At 36.6% G+C, this 18,947-nt stretch carries 14 protein-coding genes; 9 read left to right on the top strand and 5 right to left on the bottom strand.

Translation table 11 applies throughout. The features are described from left to right. The first annotated feature begins 29 nt into the window (after positions 1-29). Entirely contained in the window at positions 30-1,049 is a 1,020-nt protein-coding gene (locus ACQUQZ_RS04695) for a PorP/SprF family type IX secretion system membrane protein (protein WP_435353596.1), read from the top strand. Positions 1,050-1,211: 162 nt separating this feature from the next. Then, entirely contained in the window at positions 1,212-3,734 is a 2,523-nt protein-coding gene (locus tag ACQUQZ_RS04690; protein WP_435353595.1) for an OmpA family protein, read from the top strand. Between the two features lie 171 nt (positions 3,735-3,905). Here the strand turns inward: ACQUQZ_RS04690 and rocD are convergent, their stop codons facing one another. Further along, on the bottom strand, positions 3,906-5,141 hold the full coding sequence (gene rocD, locus ACQUQZ_RS04685; protein ID WP_435357638.1) for an ornithine--oxo-acid transaminase: 1,236 nt from the start codon (positions 5,139-5,141) through the stop codon (positions 3,906-3,908). Positions 5,142-5,336: 195 nt separating this feature from the next. Between rocD and ACQUQZ_RS04680 the strand changes: the two genes are divergently transcribed. Continuing rightward, a complete protein-coding gene (locus ACQUQZ_RS04680; RefSeq protein WP_435353594.1) occupies positions 5,337-5,804 on the top strand; it encodes an Lrp/AsnC family transcriptional regulator in 468 nt (155 codons plus the stop codon). A 240-nt stretch (positions 5,805-6,044) separates the two neighbouring features. Further along, on the top strand, positions 6,045-7,178 hold the full coding sequence (locus tag ACQUQZ_RS04675; protein ID WP_435353593.1) for a cysteine desulfurase family protein: 1,134 nt from the start codon (positions 6,045-6,047) through the stop codon (positions 7,176-7,178). 82 nt (positions 7,179-7,260) lie between these two features. On the opposite strand, the gene ACQUQZ_RS04670 is transcribed toward ACQUQZ_RS04675, so the two are convergent. Continuing rightward, positions 7,261-10,620, bottom strand: a complete 3,360-nt coding sequence (locus ACQUQZ_RS04670) for a TonB-dependent receptor (RefSeq protein WP_435353592.1) — start codon at positions 10,618-10,620, stop codon at positions 7,261-7,263. Positions 10,621-10,839: 219 nt separating this feature from the next. After that, positions 10,840-12,045 (bottom strand): bifunctional 3,4-dihydroxy-2-butanone-4-phosphate synthase/GTP cyclohydrolase II, encoded by a 1,206-nt coding sequence (locus tag ACQUQZ_RS04665; RefSeq protein WP_435353591.1) that lies wholly within the window; start codon positions 12,043-12,045, stop codon positions 10,840-10,842. A gap of 122 nt (positions 12,046-12,167) precedes the next feature. On the opposite strand from ACQUQZ_RS04665, the gene ACQUQZ_RS04660 reads away from it, so the two are divergent. Continuing rightward, a complete protein-coding gene (locus tag ACQUQZ_RS04660) occupies positions 12,168-12,695 on the top strand; it encodes a GNAT family N-acetyltransferase (protein WP_435353590.1) in 528 nt (175 codons plus the stop codon). 73 nt (positions 12,696-12,768) lie between these two features. Here the strand turns inward: ACQUQZ_RS04660 and ACQUQZ_RS04655 are convergent, their stop codons facing one another. Beyond that, complete coding sequence (locus ACQUQZ_RS04655; protein ID WP_435353589.1) at positions 12,769-13,749, bottom strand: UDP-glucuronic acid decarboxylase family protein; 981 nt, start codon at positions 13,747-13,749, stop codon at positions 12,769-12,771. Positions 13,750-13,808: 59 nt separating this feature from the next. Beyond that, positions 13,809-15,119 (bottom strand): UDP-glucose dehydrogenase family protein, encoded by a 1,311-nt coding sequence (locus ACQUQZ_RS04650; RefSeq protein WP_435353588.1) that lies wholly within the window; start codon positions 15,117-15,119, stop codon positions 13,809-13,811. Between the two features lie 447 nt (positions 15,120-15,566). On the opposite strand from ACQUQZ_RS04650, the gene ACQUQZ_RS04645 reads away from it, so the two are divergent. The 4 genes from ACQUQZ_RS04645 to ACQUQZ_RS04630 all read left to right on the top strand — a co-directional run bounded on the left by ACQUQZ_RS04645 (position 15,567) and on the right by ACQUQZ_RS04630 (position 18,930). Next, positions 15,567-16,211 (top strand): gluconate 2-dehydrogenase subunit 3 family protein, encoded by a 645-nt coding sequence (locus ACQUQZ_RS04645; protein ID WP_435353587.1) that lies wholly within the window; start codon positions 15,567-15,569, stop codon positions 16,209-16,211. Positions 16,212-16,387: 176 nt separating this feature from the next. Then, positions 16,388-18,106, top strand: a complete 1,719-nt coding sequence (locus ACQUQZ_RS04640; RefSeq protein ID WP_435353586.1) for a GMC oxidoreductase — start codon at positions 16,388-16,390, stop codon at positions 18,104-18,106. 136 nt (positions 18,107-18,242) lie between these two features. Then, the gene (locus ACQUQZ_RS04635) at positions 18,243-18,632 is read left to right on the top strand and encodes a DoxX family protein (RefSeq protein ID WP_435353585.1); all 390 of its coding nucleotides are present in this window, start codon (positions 18,243-18,245) and stop codon (positions 18,630-18,632) included. Then, complete coding sequence (locus tag ACQUQZ_RS04630) at positions 18,610-18,930, top strand: hypothetical protein (protein ID WP_435353584.1); 321 nt, start codon at positions 18,610-18,612, stop codon at positions 18,928-18,930. The genes ACQUQZ_RS04635 and ACQUQZ_RS04630 overlap by 23 nt, the downstream gene beginning before the upstream one ends. The last annotated feature ends 17 nt before the right edge of the window (positions 18,931-18,947 follow it).

Here is an 18,947-nt window from a genome sequence, read left to right as displayed (position 1 = left end):
CATTATCCGTACTATTTAATTGGGTAAAAATGAAGAACTTTACAAACCTGAAAAACAGGCTTGCCACGCTTTTGCTCGTTGGAGCATTAGTAAGCAGCTACCAAACCTTCGCTCAACAAGAAGCGATGTTCTCCCAGTACATGTTCAATACAATGGCTATTAATCCCGCTTATGCTGGAAGCCGTGATGTATTGAGCTTAACCGCCCTCGGACGCTATCAATGGATGGGTGTTCCTGGAGCACCAACGACTTATACATTCTCGATGGATATGCCTATCAAGAATGAAAAAATGGGTCTTGGGCTGCAAGCATCCTATGATGGTCTCGGTCTTGCCAAAAATACAGGACTTTATCTGACCTATTCTTACCGTGTAAAGGTAGGGCCACGTTCTACACTTGCTTTTGGTGTGCAAGGTGGTGCAATGAATCTTCGTTGGGCCTTATCAGATGCTCAAAATGTTGGGAATGACCCTGTTTTTGGTGGTAATTTCGACATCAATCGCATTTTGCCAAATGTAGGTGGAGGTATCTACCTCAGCAATGACCGTGGGTATATAGGCGTTTCTTGCCCACAAATTATGCAAAACTCTATCACAAACTATAACTTGGGAAGCGATAGTCTCAGAAAAGCTGGTGATGGCAAAACCCGTCGCCACTATTTTGTAATGATGGGATTTGTGGTTGGTAAAGGTAATTTCAAAATCAAACCTTCAACCATGCTACGATATACCGCAGGTTCACCACTTGGCGTAGATGGCAATATCAACTTTTGGATAAAAGATAAAATCTCCTTCGGTGTTTCTGGAAGAATATCACAATTCCAAAACTTCAGCCAAGTTGATCCGTTTGATGCAGCAATTGGTATGATAGAATTACAATTGACTCCTCAGTTGAAAATGGGTTATGCTTATGATTTTACAACGAATAAGCTAAATGACAAATCTAAAACTGGCACCAGTCGATTCTTTGGTATTCCAACGCATGAGGCAATGCTTCGCTATGAATTTGGTTTTGGAAAAAACAAGATTCTTACGCCAAGATATTTCTAAGCAAATTTGAGGAAAACCCTAAGTACCGTCTTGATGTTCGCCGAGATTGGTATGAAGGTTGTATAAATTATAAATATAAGAATTTCAGCCACTAAGAAATAGCGGTTGTGTGTTCTTACGCACATAATTTTTTAATAAGAGTGAATTTTAAATTCAACAACAATGATTGTCAGGAAAAAAATAATCGGAGCTTTGGTTGTAGCAGCCTTGTTCTGTGGTAGCGTAAAAGCCCAAGAAGCTTTACTAAAAACTGCTGAGCATCACTATGAGAGTCTTAGTTACGTAAAAGCCATTGACGCTTTTGAAGCGGCTTTGAAGAAAAAAGGGTTGACCGATCAACAGAAACTAGCTGCCAAAATTAAGTTGGGAGACAGTTATACCAAGATTAAAGATACACAAAATGCTGAACGTGTTTACAGCGAGATTTTCGGTACAAATACTGATTTATCAGGTGAAAACATAGGCGTATGTCTTAAATATGCCCAAGTTCTTGCCAGTAATGGCAAATACCGTGAAGCACAAGAAATGTACGACAAATATACACGTAAAGTGGAAGACGACCCTCGTGGAAAAGGTTTTTCAAAACTGTATAATGATGTGAGTGTACTATCAAAAAATGCCAACTGCTACAAAGTAGATTATCTCTCAATTAATACAAATGCTGCGGATTTTAGTCCTTCTTATTTCAAGAATGGATTAGTTTTCGTTTCAAATCGTCATAATACGGTTGGTGTGCGTCGTGTATTTAATTGGAATGAAACTCCTTTTCTTGACCTATTTTTTCTTGACGATATATCTGCTATAGGCGGACAAGCAGCAGGTTTAGGAACTGGTTCGGGTGATATAAAAGCTCCTCGTAGAAGAGGTGGAGGCGGAGGTGTTGTTGGATCTGATGAATACACTGCCCCTACAGCCAATGATACTCGTACAATCGGTACGTATGGAGGAACGAGTGTAATGGCAGGCATGGGCTATGGTGACCGCCCCGTTACTGAATCTGAAAGATTTGGAGGCTCTATCAACTCAAAATACCATGAAGGCCCAGCTGCTTTTTTCAAAGATGGTTCAAAAGTGATTTTTACTCGTAATAATTTTAATAATGGTAAAGTTCGTCGCAGTTCAGATGGCATCAACAAATTAAAATTATATATGGGAGATGCAGCCAAAGATGGTTGGAAAAATATCAAAGAATTACCCTTTAATAGCGATGATTATTCTACTGGACATCCTGCACTTTCTCCAGATGAAAAATTACTTTTCTTTGCATCAGATATGCCTGGTGGCTTTGGTGGAACTGATATTTATGTTTCACGCTTAGATGGCAATAACTGGTCAGCACCAATCAATTTGGGCAAAACGGTAAATTCTAAAGGTAATGAAATGTTCCCATTTGTAGATGATAAAGGTAATTTGTATTTTTCATCAGATGGACAAGCAGGTTTAGGAGATTTAGATATTTTCTTTACTCAGATGGATGGAACAACTTCAAAAGGACGTATCATCAATCTTGGCTCACCAATCAATTCAAGCAAAGATGACTTTGGCATTGTTACTGACGGTTTACGCAAAGCGGGCTATTTTAGTTCCAACCGTAAGCGTGGCGGTGCAGATGATGACATTTATAAATTTGATCGAGAATGTGAACTCAAAGAAGGTTGTGATCTAATCATTGCAGTATATGACGCCGAAACAAAAATGCCTTTAGATAATACTAAAATTGTTTATGAAGACAAAGATGGTAATATCAAAGAAAAAATGAGTGATGCGGATGGAAGTGTAAAATTAGAAGGTCTTGATCAAGATGTAGAGTTTGCTTTCCGTGCTACTCGTGATGGATATAGTGCTAATACGGTTAGTTTTTCTACCAAAGATTGTGATAATGAAGCTTCTCGCTTAGAAATTCCCATGAGTAGGCCTAAGCCTGTGGTTGATTCAACGGCATTGGCACAGAATGCAAGTGGGCAAACTACCGGACAACCAAGCAACGCTGGTGAAGCCACCACACAAGGAAAACAAGGTACAGGTACAAGTGGTACTTCTGGTACAGCTACTGGCAATACATGTATCATTCGTGGACGTGTGATGTCACAAGGTACTAAGCAAGCCGTTGATGGTGTTTTAGTTACCTTGCGAAGTGAGTGCGATGGCTCAACACAAACTGCTTATACCGACGCCACTGGGAATTATCAATTTACTGTAGCTGAAGGTTGCGATTATACTGTTGAAGGCTCAAAAGATAATCTTGGTTCTAAAGGTAAGCGTATTCGTAAATTGAATTGTAAGAAAGGTCCTGTAACGGCAGATGTATTTATGTTTGGCACAGGTGACATCGTTCAGGTTGATAATATTTATTTCGACTACGGAAAATGTAATTTGCGATCTGATGCTCGTGCAGAATTAGACAAATTAGTAACCATGATGCGTAAATATCCAAAAATGCGTATCGAACTAAGAGCTCACACAGATAGCCGTTCGGAAGCAGATTTTAATCAAAAAGTGTCTGAAGGCCGTGCCAAAATATCTGCTGGATATTTATTCAAACGTGGCATTAGCCGCAGCCGTGTTGAGTTTGCTGGTTATGGCGAATCAATGCCAGTCAATGGTTGTGTTGATGGTGTAGAATGTACAGAAGAACAACACGCTCAAAACCGTCGCACTGAAATCAAAATTTTACAAATGAATTAATTCAATAAGCTCAATATAGTAAAATACAAAGAAGCCATCTCATTTATTCGGGTTGGCTTCTTTGCATTTTACTATGTGTACTATTTTGAACTTATTTTAGGACAGAATAAATTGCTTTAAACAAAAAAGCCCCAAGATAGGGGCTTTTAAAATATAATCTTACAAAATAGCTTAGAAACTTTTGATCGTATCATTAATGATTTCAACGCAATCCCACATTTGAGATTCTGTCATCACCAATGGCGGTGCAAGGCGAATTTTGTTGCCGTGAGTTGGTTTTGCCAATAAGCCATTATCTTTAAATTTCATACAAATATCCCAAGCCAAATTAGAATCTTCGTGTGAGTCAATCACAATCGCATTGAGTAAACCCTTACCACGAACCGCTGTTACAATATTTGTTTCCTCAACCAATTTGTTCATTTCGTAGCGGAATAATTTCCCTAAACAGTCAGCATTTGCAGCCAAATTCTCATCTTTTACTACTTGTAAAGCTTCCATTGCTACGGCACAAGCCAATGGGTTTCCTCCATATGTAGAACCATGTTCACCAGGTTTTAAAGTAAGCATGATTTCATCATCGGCTAAGACAGCCGACACTGGCAAAACACCTCCCGAAAGAGCTTTTCCTAAAATAACAATGTCAGGTCGTACATCGTAATGATCCGTTGCCAACATTTTCCCTGTACGAGCGATACCTGTTTGAATTTCATCAGCAATGAAAAGTACGTTACTCGCTTTACACAAACGATAGGCTTCGGGTAAATAATTATCATCAGGTACAACCACGCCCGCCTCTCCTTGAATCGGTTCAAAGATAAAACCTGCAATATAAGGGTCGTTAATCAATGCTTCTTCTAATGCCTCAATATCATTGTAAGGTACAACCTCAAAACCTGAAATAAATGGACCGAAATCACGGCGAGCTGTTGGGTCTGTTGAAGCTGAAATCACAGAAAGTGTGCGTCCATGAAAATTCCCTCCAGCAAAAATGATTTTGGCTTTATTTTCAGGAATTCCTTTGACTTGGTATCCCCATTTGCGGCAAAGTTTCAAAGCAGTTTCTACTGCTTCTACACCTGTATTCATGGGCAAAACTCGGTCATAACCAAAATATTTTGTAATATACTCTTCATAACGACCCAAAATAGAACTATAAAATGCTCTTGAAGTAAGCGTTAGTTTTTGCGATTGTTCTATCAAAGCATTGATAATACGAGGGTGACAATGACCTTGATTTACGGCAGAATAAGCCGACAGAAAATCATAGTATCGTTTTCCGTCAACATCCCAGACATACACCCCCTCTCCCCTATCAAGCACTGCTGCAATTGGGTGATAATTATGAGCTCCGTAGCGTTCTTCTAATTCGATTAGCTGTTCGCTTAGTGAAATATCCGTTAGCATAATTGTAAATGGTTGATTATTCATATTTCAATGATAAATAGATATTTTATCATTGAAATTTCTTTGGTTTTAAAAATAATATTCAAATATGTTAAAATGACTTAATATATTTTATAAATAAGTTATATTTACTTTTATTTCATATTTTATATTTAATAAAAATTTAATTATACACATATTAAGTCATTTTAACTTATGATTAATGAAGATATTTTAGATGAATTCGATAAAAAGATTTTAATACAACTTGAAAAAGATGGTAGAAAACCATATTCTGAAATTGCTAAAAACCTAAATATTTCAAATACGATGGTTCATCAGCGAGTAACTCGTCTAAAAAAAATTGGCATTTTGAAAGGTGCAGGAATCATTTTAGATGAGCGTAAACTTGGCTACGAATGGAGTGCATTTACAGGCTTAGTTCTGAAAGAAGATTCTGACTCAAAAGTAATTATTGAAGAATTACGTAAGATTCCAGAAGTGACGGAATGTTATTATATTACTGGACAATATACACTTTATATACGCATCGTCGCTAAATCAAATGAACACATGAGAAGTGTACTTTATGATAAAATTGACCACATTGCTGGCATTCTTAAAACAGAGTCAATGATTGATTTTGGTGCTGCTTTTAAAAGAAATGTAAGTGTGGAGCTTTAGGGGTTAGGATTTAGTTATTAGGAGGTAAGGGTGTTTAAACTATATTTCTCCTAACTTTTCAATCTAATTTATAGAACCTAAGTCCTACTCCTTACCCCCTAATACCTAAATCCTAACTCCTACATCCTAAAAACCAAATAAAATTTGCCTTAGTCTATTAAAACAATAGGTTGTATAATTAAAAACCAAATATTATTTTTGTAAAACTTATTGCTTAGCTCAACAAACACTTTTTACCAAATGCCTAAAATTTATTTAGATAATGCTGCCACTACTCGCCTTGATGACGAAGTTTTACAAGTAATGTTGCCATTAATGACCGAAAATTTCGGGAATCCGTCTTCTATCCACTCACATGGGCGACAAGTGCGTTCGGCAATCGAAAAGGCTCGTAAAACCGTTGCGACACTCATTAATGCTTCTCCTTCAGAAATATTCTTTACCTCTGGTGGAACAGAAGCTGACAATACAGCTATTACAGGCAGCATTGATACTTACGACTTAAAACATGCCATCACTTCTCCTACTGAACATCATGCGGTATTGCATACACTTGAATATTTGGCGAAACAAGGCACAATAGAATTGAGTTATGTCAATCTTGATGAAAAAGGACATATTGATTTAGTTCATTTAGAAGAATTATTAAGCACCAAACCACGTAGTTTAGTATCGTTGATGCACGGCAATAACGAAATTGGCAATTTGATTGATTTAGAAAAAGTAGGTGATTTGTGTAAAAAGTATGATGCTATTTTTCACTCCGATACTGTCCAAACAATGGGGCATTATAAGCATGATGTACAACAACTAAAAATTGATTTTTTGGTAGGGGCAGCTCATAAATTTCACGGGCCGAAAGGTGTTGGTTTTTTATATATCAATGCCAATAACAAAATTCATCCATTTATTCATGGAGGCTCACAAGAGCGAAACATGCGTGGCGGTACAGAAAATGTTTATGGAATCGTTGGTTTGGCAAAAGCCCTTGAGATTGCTTATAAAGAAATGGATGTCCATAAAGCACACATCGAAGGTTTAAAGCAACGCATGATTGAAAAACTTCAAGCAGCCATTCCTGATGTGCGTTTCAATGGAGATTCAGCAAATTTGGAACGAAGCCTCTATACTGTCTTGAATGTTAGCCTTCCTCCAAGTGAAGATAATGATATGTTATTGTTTAACCTTGATATTGCTCAAATCTCTTGCTCGGGTGGAAGTGCCTGCACCAGTGGTTCTGATGTAGGCTCTCATGTATTAGGGGCATTAAATGTTCAGCCTGAACGTGGGAATGTACGTTTTTCATTTGGAAAATATAATACTGCCGAAGAAGTTGATAAAGTGGTGAAAGTTTTGTCTGATTTGTATAAATAAGATTTTTATTTTTTGTCTGATACAAAACAAAAAGCCCCACTTCGAAAGAAGTGGGGCTTTTTTGTATTAAACTAAATATCAATTAGTTAAAGATATAACGAAGTCCGAGTTGAACTTGGAATACATCATCAACAGTTTTTGACTTCACGAATGAATCACGAAGTAAGATTGTATCCGTAGTTGTTTTTCCATCAGCACCAACAGTTGACAATACTTGCGTATTTAAACGATAAACAGGTACGCCAGCATTTGCACCAGTAGTTGCAACACTCGCTAATACCAATGGGCTAAATGAAGTAGCTGTATTACCTACACCCCATTTGTTATTAATCATGTTGCTAAAGTTATAGATATCACCTCTTACACGAATAATATTTTTCTTTCCAGCTTTACCAGTTTTTATATAAAAATCTTGCTCAACTGAGAAGTCAAAACGAGTTAACCATGGGAAAAATCCTGCATTACGTTCTGCATATTGTCCTCGACGAGTAGAAAGATAAGGATTACCATTAATAAAGTTATCCAAAGCTGCTGCTTGATCGGCAGGTGTGAATGTTTTTCCTGCAGTAGTCAATGCTGAGAAGGTCAATTCAGATGCACTTTTTGGTACATAAATCAAGTCGTTGATTTGGCCATCACCGTTCATGTCATTAGAATATGTATAAGAGATTTTACCACCACTCTGAGAAGTACCACCCAAAGTAAACATTGTAGCACCACCAAATTTACCACCATATTCTTTACGATAACTCACATAACCTACAAAACGGTGACGCAAGTCATTATCCGAGTAACCCAAAGTGTTGTAATTTACACCACCCAAAGCAGGGATATTTGCATTTACTGTACTACCTACCGAAGCTAAATCTTTAGCTTTTGCATAAGTATAACCAAACATTGCACCGAATCCTTTTGTTACTGGTTTCTCTAATTTAAAAGTTAAAGAGTATGAGCTACCTAAATTAGTATTTGTCAAGATATATGCACTATTGATTGCACCATTGATATAACGTGCTGTATTAGCTGCAGTTCCTGTTAAACCAGATGCTGGGTAACGGTCACGAGTATCAGTGCCCACAAAGTCACCACTTGCACCTTTCAAGTTTACGTCAATATAACGTAGTGCATTGCGGTTTTGGTTATAGATTAACTCGGCAGTTGCAATAATACCCAAGAATGGTAATTTTTGATCAATTGCTAAGTTAGTTTTCCAAATTTGTGGAAACTTCAAGTTTTCGTCAGAAGCATTAACATTATAACCAGTGATTTTTGATAAATCTGTTGTAGCAGGTGTATAACGAGTTGGGTCAAGCGTGAAAGGATAAGCTTTTGTATTTGTAACATTTACTAAACCAATGTTTACACCATTGTTACCCAATTGATTTGAAATCAAAACATAAGGGATTCTTGATAAGAAAAGACCAGTACCACCACGAATCTGAGTAGTTTTCTTACCAGCTACATCGTAGTTAAAGCCAATACGAGGAGAAATATATAATCTTGCTTTTGGTAAGTTTTCAGTATTTACTTTATAATCTTTACCATCTGGATCTTTGAATGTCAAAGCCGAAACAATTTTATTAGCATAATCTCCAGCAGTTTGAGCAACCGCTACATAATCTCCTCTGAAACCTGCTGTAATTTTTAAGTTTTTTGTCGCTTGATAATCATCTTGAGCATACAAACTTGTTGTTCCAAGTTTCAATGTTTGCCAAGGTTTTTCACCTGCTGGTAACAAAGTATAACGGTAGTTAAATCTGTTCATTGCCACTGGTGATTCTGTCAAATTTGGATTAGCCAAATAAGCCAAAGCTGCAGTTTTGAAATCAGCAATTGAGTTGAAAGTATAAACACCATTCGAACCATAGAAGAATAAGTTGTTCGACGTAAAATGTTCGTAAGCAGCTCCTAAAGTGAAAGTATGCTTATTTGCAAAAATCGTAAAGTTATCAGTAAAGTTCAAAGTTGAATAGTTCAACTTGTTATCAGGTGTAAATGGGTCGAAACCAATCGAAGTATAAGTAGAACCATCTTTCAAGATATCAATTGATGGGAATACTTGAGTACGATAAGCACGGTCTTCAATTTGTTTGTTATAAGTAGCAATCAAATTGTTAGCATATTTACCTTTGAAAGTTGAGTTTAACTCAGCAACAAATGAGCGTGTGTTATCTTTGATTTTATAACCAGTATTTTGTGGCGAAATAGCTGTTGATAAGTTATTACGATTACCATTACCAGCTGTATTCGAACTATTACTATTACTGATAATCGCATCTGATTCTGAATCATGGTGAGAATAACGAACTGATAATTTATGGTTATCATTAATGTTATAGTCAATACGAGTCAAAAACTTCTTACTATTCACTTCATTGTTATAGCCATCAATTGCACCAAGGTCGAAATTGAAGTTTGTTTTCATAAACGAACTCAAATCTTCCAAGTCAGCAGCTGTTGTACGGGATACGTTACCAACTGCACCTGAGCGGTTTGCTACCCAATCCAAAGCTGGACGAGCTCCTTTCACACCTTCAGCATTTACAAAGAAAAATAATTTATCTTTGATGATTGGCCCACCTAAACGGAAACCATACGAACTTTCTTTAAAAGTTGTAGCAGGAATAGCCAAACCAGCAGCTTTCTTACCAATTAAGTTTTGATTTTTAGTAAAACCATAAACTGAACCCGAGAAATCATTTGTTCCAGAACGAGTTACAGCGTTGATACCTGCACCTGCAAAACCCGATTGACGAATATCAAATGGAGCAATGTTGATTTGAACCTCTTCGATCGCATCTAAAGAGATAGCAGAAGTACCTGTACGGCCACCAGCTTGTGCTTGATTACCTAAACCAAAACCGTTATTAAAAACCGAACCATCAATTGTAAAGTTATTGAAACGGCTATCTTGTCCACCAAATGAACGGCCATTGCTATAAGCATTATATTTTGTTAGGTCATTTAAGTTACGAGTCAAAGTTGGAAGGCGATTGATGCTTTCACGGCTAAGTGTCGTAGAAGGACCAGTACGTCCAGAGCTAATAATGTCGCTACGATTAGACACAACTTTGATTTCATCAAGGAATGTGCCTTCCTCATCTAATTTAACATCAACGTTAGCCGAAGTACCCAAACTTGTGATTACTCCTTCTTTGATAGCCTCTTTAAAGCCAACAAATGAAATAGTAATTTTATAAGGGCCACCTACACGTACTGAAGGAAGTACATAACGACCAGAAGTGTTTGATACAGTACCATATTTTGTACCTGACGGTACGTGAACAGCAACAACCGTTGCACCAGGCAGACCTTCGCCTTTCGCATCAGAAACTAAACCGCTGATTGACGAGGTCGTAACTTGTGCAAAGCTTTGAAAAGCAAAAAGCATTACTGCAAGAAAGCTAAAAGCCTTCTGCATAAAAGTAAATTTTCGCATCATGTTTTTTTTGGAGTTAGAAATGTTTGAAGTAAAAATCATTTAGTGGTTTTTAATTTTCCTTCACAAAGGTCATAAAATTTTTCTCTAAAAAAAACAAGCACCTACCCTTTTTATTTGGATAAGTGCCTGACTTACAACATTTTATAAGTTTTTTAATGAAAAATATTGGTAAAATTCTATTTTGGTTCATTAAAAAATTGTTATGCGTGCCTAATATTTTTATGAACCTAAAATCTCATGACCCATTTTATCTCTTTTGGTCTGTAAATATTTTTCATTGTAAGGATTGGGCAAGATTTCAATTGGAATTGAGTCAAGTATTTCCAAACCATACCCCGTCAAGCCTGCTCTCTTTTTTGGGTTATTAGAAATGAGCTTTATTTTACGAATACCCAAATTACGCAAAATTTGAGCCCCTACCCCATAATCTCGTTCATCCATCTTGAAACCTAATTCAAGATTTGCCTCTACAGTATCTCTTCCCATCTCTTGCAATTTGTATGCTTTGAGCTTATTTAGCAGTCCTATTCCCCTTCCCTCTTGATTCATATATAATACGACTCCCTTATCGGCCTTCTGAACCATCTCCATTGCAGCATGTAATTGAGGCCCACAGTCACAACGACAAGAACCAAAAATATCACCCGTCACACAAGATGAATGTACTCGTACCATCACAGTTTCATCAGCTTCCCAAGTACCTTTGATAAGAGCCAAGTGCAATTGGTCATTATCTAATTGTCGAAAAGCAACCATATCAAAATGCCCCCATTCAGTAGGCATATCTACACCGATTTCTCTTTTTATCAGACTCTCTTTAGCTAAGCGATATTCGATTAAATCTTTAATACTTACTAATTTAAGATTAAATTTCTTAGCAATTTCAAAAAGTTGTGGCAAACGAGCCATCGTGCCATCTTCATTCAGAATCTCAATAAGTACACCTGCGGGCTTCAAACCTGCCAAAACGGCCAAATCAATGGCGGCTTCTGTATGCCCTGAGCGGCGTAAAACACCTCCCTCGGCAGCTCTCAGTGGAAAAATATGTCCTGGACGACCCAAATCTTCAGGTTTTGTATTTGGATTAACTAAAGCTTGGATTGTCTTCGCACGGTCACTTGCTGAAATGCCAGTAGTACAACCATTTCCGAGTAAATCAACTGATATTGTGAATGCAGTTTCATGTTGAGCGGTATTTTTGCCCACCATCATATCCAATTCTAATTCTTCACATCGTTTTCTTGTAAGCGGTGTACACATCAAGCCTCTTCCTTCTTTCACCATGAAATTAACCATTTCAGGTGTAGTTTTTTCGGCAGCACATATAAAATCTCCTTCGTTTTCACGGTCTTCATCATCTACAACGATAATTATTTCTCCATTACGAATAGCTTCAATTGCATCTTCTATGCGGTCTAATTTCATTTATCTATATTTAATTTATTTTTTTATAGAAAACAGTTTTACAAATAAAAACGTTTGTAAAGGTAATAGATTTCAAGGGAACAGCATTTAAATTGAGCAAATCAAATTAATTTATACTAGAAATGACCGAAAAAAAGCTGCAAATAAGTCAACTTCTTGCTAAAGATTTTGATAAGTTGCTGATATATCTGAGTAATCTTAGTTTGGCCACTCGTAGTAGATTTGCTCCTCATCGATTTGATTTAGTAGCGATTGAACAGTTTTATTTACCTGAAAACAACAATATTGGATATATCATAACTGACATTGAAACCCAAGCCATCATCGCCTATTCGATCATCAAATTGGGTTATGTTTTAAAAGATAAAAAAAGATTCGAAGAAAATGGAATACAACTCTATCCGCAAACAGATTGTACCTTTGCTCCTTCGGTTGCTGATGCTTGGCAAAGCAAAGGTTTAGGAAAAATGATGTTTGATTTCCTTAAAATCGAATTACAAAAACAAAGTTTACGAAGAATTTTTCTTTGGGGTGGTGTTCAAGCTACTAATGAGACAGCTATCAATTATTATCTAAAAAATAGTTTTGAAAAAATCGGTAGTTTTGAAAAAAATGGTATTGATAATTTTGATATGATAATGCACTTATAGTGTCATTCGAATCAATAAAAAAAATCCTGCAAGGTTTTTTCAAACCTTACAGGATTTAATATTGTTTCTGGTATTATTTCTTATTAAAGTCTCTGTGAGCAACTTCGTCAAAAAGTCTTTCTCTTGGCAAATTTTTGAAATATTCATAAGTAATCTTCAAACCTTCAGCACGATTTACTTTTGGCTCCCAACCTAATATCTCTTTTGCTTTTGTAATATCTGGTTGACGTTGCTTTGGATCATCTTTTGGCAATGGTTTATGAACAACTTTCTGGTCAGTACCCGTTAATTTGATGATTTCTTCAGCAAATTCATTCATTGTAATTTCCGACGGATTACCAATATTTACTGGATAAGCATAATCCGATAATAAAAGGCGATAAATACCCTCTACTAAATCATCAACATAACAAAATGAGCGTGTTTGCGTACCATCCCCAAAAATCGTCAAATCTTCTCCACGAAGTGCTTGACCAATAAATGCAGGTAATACACGTCCGTCATTGAGTCGCATGCGTGGGCCATAAGTATTAAAAATTCGTACGATGCGAGTTTCTAAGCCATGATAAGTATGATAGGCCATTGTCATCGCCTCTTGGAAACGTTTGGCTTCATCATAAACACCACGTGGCCCTACTGGATTTACATGTCCCCAATACTCTTCAGTTTGCGGATGAACCAAAGGGTCACCATACACTTCAGAAGTAGAAGCAATGATTACTCTTGCTTTTTTTACACGGGCCAAACCCAAACAATTATGAATACCGAGCGAACCAACTTTAAGGGTTTGAATCGGAATTTTTAAATAATCAATCGGACTTGCTGGCGAAGCAAAATGCAAAATATAATCTAATTCGCCTGGAACGTGAATAAATTTACTCACATCATGGTGATAAAATTCAAAATTTGGGTGTTTGAATAAATGTTCAATATTACGTAAATCACCTGTGATGAGATTATCCATCGCAATTACATAATACCCTTCTTTGATAAATCTATCACAGAGATGTGATCCTAAAAAACCCGCACCACCTGTTATTAATACTCTTTTCATAAAACCAATGAGTAAATGATTGAATTATAGAATGATTAAAATATTCATTCGCCTATTTTTTATTTTACCGTATCTCTACCTACACTAAAGTACGTGTATCCTAATTCTCGCATATCTTTTAGCTCGTATAAATTACGACCATCAAAGATAACTTTATTTTTTAATGCAGCATCCATTTTATTAAAATCTGGTGTACGGAATTCTGGCCATTCAGTCATAATCATCAAGGCATCAGCTCCATCAATTGCTTCATAAGGCGTTTTAGCATATTTTACTTTTTTTCCAACAACACCACGAACATTTTCCATAGCTTCTGGATCATATACTACCACTTTCGCTCCTGCTTTTCTGAGTTCTTTGATATTATATAAAGCTGGTGCTTCACGAATATCATCTGTATATGGTTTAAAAGCCAAGCCCCAAAGTGCTATTGTCTTTCCTTTCAAATCACCATCAAAATGAGCCTTTAAATGCGGTATCATTTTGGTTTTTTGTTTTTCATTGACTTTCATTACAGATTTCAAGATTTTGAAATCATAATCAAACTCAGTAGCAGTTTTTTCTAAAGCTTGTACATCTTTAGGAAAACAACTTCCACCATAACCAATACCAGCAAACAAGAAACGCTTTCCAATACGACTATCAGTACCAATACCACGGCGAATATCGTCAACATTGGCACCTGCTTTTTCGCAAAGATTGGCAATTTCATTCATAAAAGTAATTTTCATGGCTAAAAATGCGTTCGCTGCATATTTTGTCATTTCGGCAGAACGTTCGTCCATAAAGATAATAGGATTGCCTTGACGCACCAATGGAGCGTATAGTTTTTCCATTACTTTTTTAGCATTTTCAGAAGTTGTACCAATCACAACACGGTCTGGCTTCATGAAATCTTCAACCGCTACACCTTCACGCAAAAACTCAGGGTTTGAAACAACATCAAAATCAACCTTTGCATTTTTTGCTATTCTCTCGTGCACTTTTTGAGCTGTGCCAACGGGTACAGTGCTCTTATCAATAATAACTGTATAACTTTCTAATAATGGGCCTAAGTCAGTGGCTACACCTAATATGTATTTCAAGTCTGCCGAGCCATCTTCTCCTGGAGGTGTGGGCAGAGCCAAAAATATCACTTGTGCTTCTTTAATTCCTTCGGCAAGATTAGTTGTAAACCTTAAACGACCTTCTTTGGTGTTACGGTCAAAAATTATATCTAAGCCTGGTTCGTAAATAGTGAGTTTCCCCTTACGGAGTTTCTCAATTTTACGCTCATCAATATCGATACACGTCACTTGATTGCCTGTTTCGGCAAAACATGTACCAGTTACGAGTCCAACGTATCCTGTTCCTACTACTGCTATTTTCATGTAATTAAACCCCCAGCCTCAGAAGGGGAGTTTTTAGGTGTGAATAACTATCTGAATGAGGCTTTATCAGATAATTTTTTTATTATTGACTGGCTATACATTTAATGGCACAAATGTATAACTTTTTTTAGAAATAAAAATTTTAATACGAATAAAAAAATATATTTTTCTATCAAAAAAAGCCACTTAATTAGGAACAACACGCTTTAAGTCTATATTTTTAGAAGAAAATTTTAATTTTTAATACTATGACAATAAACTGAAAATATTAAAAAAAAAAGATTTTAGAAAATAGAAGATTCGGCGTCTAATAAAATCTAATGCAAAAATTTTGCCAATACTGTACTGTAAGCAGAATTTTCATTCATTTTAACTTGCGTAGACAAAAAATTCTTTCGTAAATTCACCACTTAATTTTATTAACAATCCTATAAAGTATATTAAACATTGAATAGAAGAGATGCCGTGCAAAGAGTTGCCTTCCTGATGGGAGGTGCTTTGTCTGCCCCAACAATGATTGCAATGCTGGAAGGCTGCAAGTCAAATACTGCCACAGAAGCAGCTACTTCTTTCGGGTTTTCGACCGACTATAAAAGTTTGGTTTCAGAAATAGCCGAAATTATTATTCCGAAAACGTCAACTCCTGGTGCAAAAGATGCGGGTGTAGGTCCATTTATTGAAATGATGTTGAAAGACTGTTATAGTGCAGCTCAACAAGAACATGTTATCAAAGGACTTGATGCACTGGAAGAAGCATCTAAAAAAGCCAATGGTGGTAAAAAATTCTTAGAAAGCACTCCTGCACAACAAACCGCATTGTTGAAATCTTTTGAAGCTATGTCGAATGAAGAAGCAAAAAAGAATGAAGAAGCAAAAATTGTAGATGCAGAAACTGGTTTAACTAAAGATACCAAAGGAAAAAAAGAAGCTCCGCCTACTCCTTTCTTCAAAATAATCAAAGAATTGACTCTTTTGGGCTATTTCACATCTGAAGTGGGAGCAACACAGTCATTGGCTTATTTGGCAGTACCTGGTAAATATGAAGGTTGTGTAAAAATGACTCCAGGGCAAAAAGCTTGGGCATTATCTTAAGGAGTTAGGATTTAGAAAATAGGATTTAGAAAACTAAAGTCTAATACCTAAATCTTTAAATGTTTGGGAGTTAATTAATAGAAATTAGCTAAATAGAAAAGAAAAATCTAATACCTAAATCCTATTATCTAATTCCTCAAAGAAAAAAATACTTAAAAAATAATCTATTCAATCTGATGAATATTCAAGGTAAAGAAAAAGAAAAAATGACTTACGACGCTATCGTTGTTGGGTCAGGAATATCTGGTGGCTGGGCTGCCAAAGAATTATGTGAGAAAGGCTTAAAGGTGTTAATGATTGAGCGTGGACGTGATATTAAGCACGTGGAAGGATACGAAAATGCCATGAAAAACCCTTGGGATTTTCCACATCGTGGAAGGGTTGACAATATGGCAAGAGAAGAATATTGGGCTAATGTTCGCACGGGCTATACTGCTAATGAAGAACACCGTAAGATGTTTGAAAATGATAAGGAGAACCCATATTTAGAAAAACGTGGTTTCGACTGGATGCGTGGATACCATGTAGGCGGACGCTCATTGATGTGGGGTCGTCAGAGCTACCGCTGGAACGAAAAAGATTTCACTGCAAATCTTGAAGATGGACACGGTGTTGACTGGCCTATTCGTTACAAAGATTTAGCCCCGTGGTATAGCTATGTTGAAAGTTTCATTGGTGTAAGTGGAACAAAAGAAGGTCTGGATGTTTTGCCTGATGGTAATTTCCAACCAGGTATGGAAATGAACTGCGTTGAAAAAGAGTTCAAATCAACCATTGGCAAAAAATTTGGTGGCCGTGCTGTTACTATTGGTCGTACTGCTCACTTGACAGCACCAACAAAAATCCAAACGGATTTAGGACGTTCTTCTTGTCAATACCGCAATGCTTGTATGCGTGGTTGCCCTTATGGAGCTTATTTCAGCACACAATCAGGTACTTTGCCAGCAGCAAATAAAACTGGAAATTTGACTTTGACAACTGATAAGATTGTTCACCAAGTAATTTTTGATGATGAAAAAGGTAAAGCTGTTGGTGTAAAAGCAATTGACCAAAACACAAAAGAAGAATACGAATATTTTGCAAAAATAATCTTCTTGAATGCTTCTGCTATCAATTCGACTTGGATTATGATGCAATCTAAGTCAAAAACTCACCCAAATGGTTTGGGAAATGAATCTGACCAATTAGGAAGAAATATCATGGATCACCATCTATCGGTAGGTGCTTCGGGAACTTTTGAAGGTATGGAAGACATGTATTATTACGGTCGTCGTGCCAATGGTCTCTACATTCCTCGTTTTGCCAATTGGGGTAATGACAAAAAACGTGATTTTGTACGTGGCTTTGGTTATCAAGGTGGTGCAAGTCGCTCAAATTGGGGACGTGGCGTTGGAATGGATGGCTTTGGTGCAGACTTCAAAGAATCAATGACTCAAGTGGGGCCTTGGTCGATGGGTCTTGGTGGTTTTGGTGAAACAGTTCCTGACCCAAATAACCGCTTTACTTTATCTGACAAAAAAGATAAGTGGGGCTTACCAATCGTTGAGTTTGACGCAGCTTGGGGTGAAAATGCTTTGAAAATGCGTGTAGCAATGATGAACGAAGCAGCCGAAATGCTTGAAGCAGCAGGATTTAAAAATATCAATCCTTATAATAACCCAACACCAAACCCAGGTATTGGTATCCACGAAATGGGAACAGCTCGCATGGGTCGTGATAAGAAAACTTCTGTTTTGAATGCGAACAACCAAGTATGGGGGGCGAGCAATGTATTTGTAACTGATGGTGCTGCCATGACTTCTGCTTCATGTGTGAATCCTTCATTAACTTATATGGCTCTTACAGCTCGTGCTGCCGATTTCGCAGTGAATGAATTGAAGAAAATGAATTTGTAATATAATTTTGACAATACAATATAAAAAGAGCAAATCTGCATTTGGTAGATTTGCTCTTTTTTGTAGCATTTATTATGTATTTATGAATCTGAAATTAATTATTAATACCTTTGCATACTTTAACAAAACAAATTCAATGAAAAGTATTAAACTAATTTTAGCATTTTTATTTGGAGCAGTCATGATTTTGGCTGGATTGTATCATTTTATCAAACCTGAAATATTCGCACCTTTTATTGCTAAGTTTTTACCCAATAAAGCTATCAATTATTTAGCTGGACTTGTAGAGATTATTTTGGGTGTTGGTGTATTTAATCCAAGATTTCGTTCGATGGCAACTTTAGGAATACTGCTACTGATGTTGGTATTTTTACCACTCCATATTTTTGATGTTTTTAAAGAAAACCCTGCTATTGGAAGTCATCAAGCAGCATTGATTCGTTTGCCTATTCAGTTTGTACTTATTTTGTGGGCTTGGTTTATTAATAAAAATGATGAATTAGATGTCGAACCAAGAAAAAATTGAGCAATTAGAAGCATATAAATTCAGAGAAAGATTTATTTTGGATGATTGGGAAGACCGTGAACTTGTCCCATCTTCAAATTCGACCATAGAGCGAATGCACAAAGAAGTTGAGCGATTTACTGATTTTTTGATCAATCAACTGGCTGCTAATGTGAGCAATTTACAAACACAGGTTCAATTGTATTTCAATGGCTGGGACAATGAATATTTCAGTCAAGATGAAACTGAGTATATTGTCGAAATCGAATACGAAGCGATGCGAATTGCAGGAATTAATATTGATAAATTGATGATATGAGTAAAAACCTGCAAGGT

Source organism: Emticicia sp. SJ17W-69 (genome assembly GCF_051209875.1).
In the GTDB taxonomy this organism is placed as follows: Bacteria; Bacteroidota; Bacteroidia; order Cytophagales; family Spirosomataceae; genus Emticicia.
The sequence above is the reverse complement of the archived record's forward strand: the minus strand, read 5'-3'. Positions and strand labels throughout refer to the sequence as shown.

What these genes read in the sequence shown, in the direction of transcription:
- ACQUQZ_RS04695 (WP_435353596.1), top strand. Translation starts at nt 30, where the DNA reads ATGAAGAACTTTACAAACCTGAAAAACAGGCTTGCCACGCTTTTGCTC.
- ACQUQZ_RS04690 (WP_435353595.1), top strand. Translation starts at nt 1,212, where the DNA reads ATGATTGTCAGGAAAAAAATAATCGGAGCTTTGGTTGTAGCAGCCTTG.
- rocD (WP_435357638.1), bottom strand. Translation starts at nt 5,141, where the DNA reads ATGCTAACGGATATTTCACTAAGCGAACAGCTAATCGAATTAGAAGAA.
- ACQUQZ_RS04680 (WP_435353594.1), top strand. Translation starts at nt 5,337, where the DNA reads ATGATTAATGAAGATATTTTAGATGAATTCGATAAAAAGATTTTAATA.
- ACQUQZ_RS04675 (WP_435353593.1), top strand. Translation starts at nt 6,045, where the DNA reads ATGCCTAAAATTTATTTAGATAATGCTGCCACTACTCGCCTTGATGAC.
- ACQUQZ_RS04670 (WP_435353592.1), bottom strand. Translation starts at nt 10,620, where the DNA reads ATGATGCGAAAATTTACTTTTATGCAGAAGGCTTTTAGCTTTCTTGCA.
- ACQUQZ_RS04665 (WP_435353591.1), bottom strand. Translation starts at nt 12,045, where the DNA reads ATGAAATTAGACCGCATAGAAGATGCAATTGAAGCTATTCGTAATGGA.
- ACQUQZ_RS04660 (WP_435353590.1), top strand. Translation starts at nt 12,168, where the DNA reads ATGACCGAAAAAAAGCTGCAAATAAGTCAACTTCTTGCTAAAGATTTT.
- ACQUQZ_RS04655 (WP_435353589.1), bottom strand. Translation starts at nt 13,749, where the DNA reads ATGAAAAGAGTATTAATAACAGGTGGTGCGGGTTTTTTAGGATCACAT.
- ACQUQZ_RS04650 (WP_435353588.1), bottom strand. Translation starts at nt 15,119, where the DNA reads ATGAAAATAGCAGTAGTAGGAACAGGATACGTTGGACTCGTAACTGGT.
- ACQUQZ_RS04640 (WP_435353586.1), top strand. Translation starts at nt 16,388, where the DNA reads ATGAATATTCAAGGTAAAGAAAAAGAAAAAATGACTTACGACGCTATC.
- ACQUQZ_RS04635 (WP_435353585.1), top strand. Translation starts at nt 18,243, where the DNA reads ATGAAAAGTATTAAACTAATTTTAGCATTTTTATTTGGAGCAGTCATG.
- ACQUQZ_RS04630 (WP_435353584.1), top strand. Translation starts at nt 18,610, where the DNA reads ATGTCGAACCAAGAAAAAATTGAGCAATTAGAAGCATATAAATTCAGA.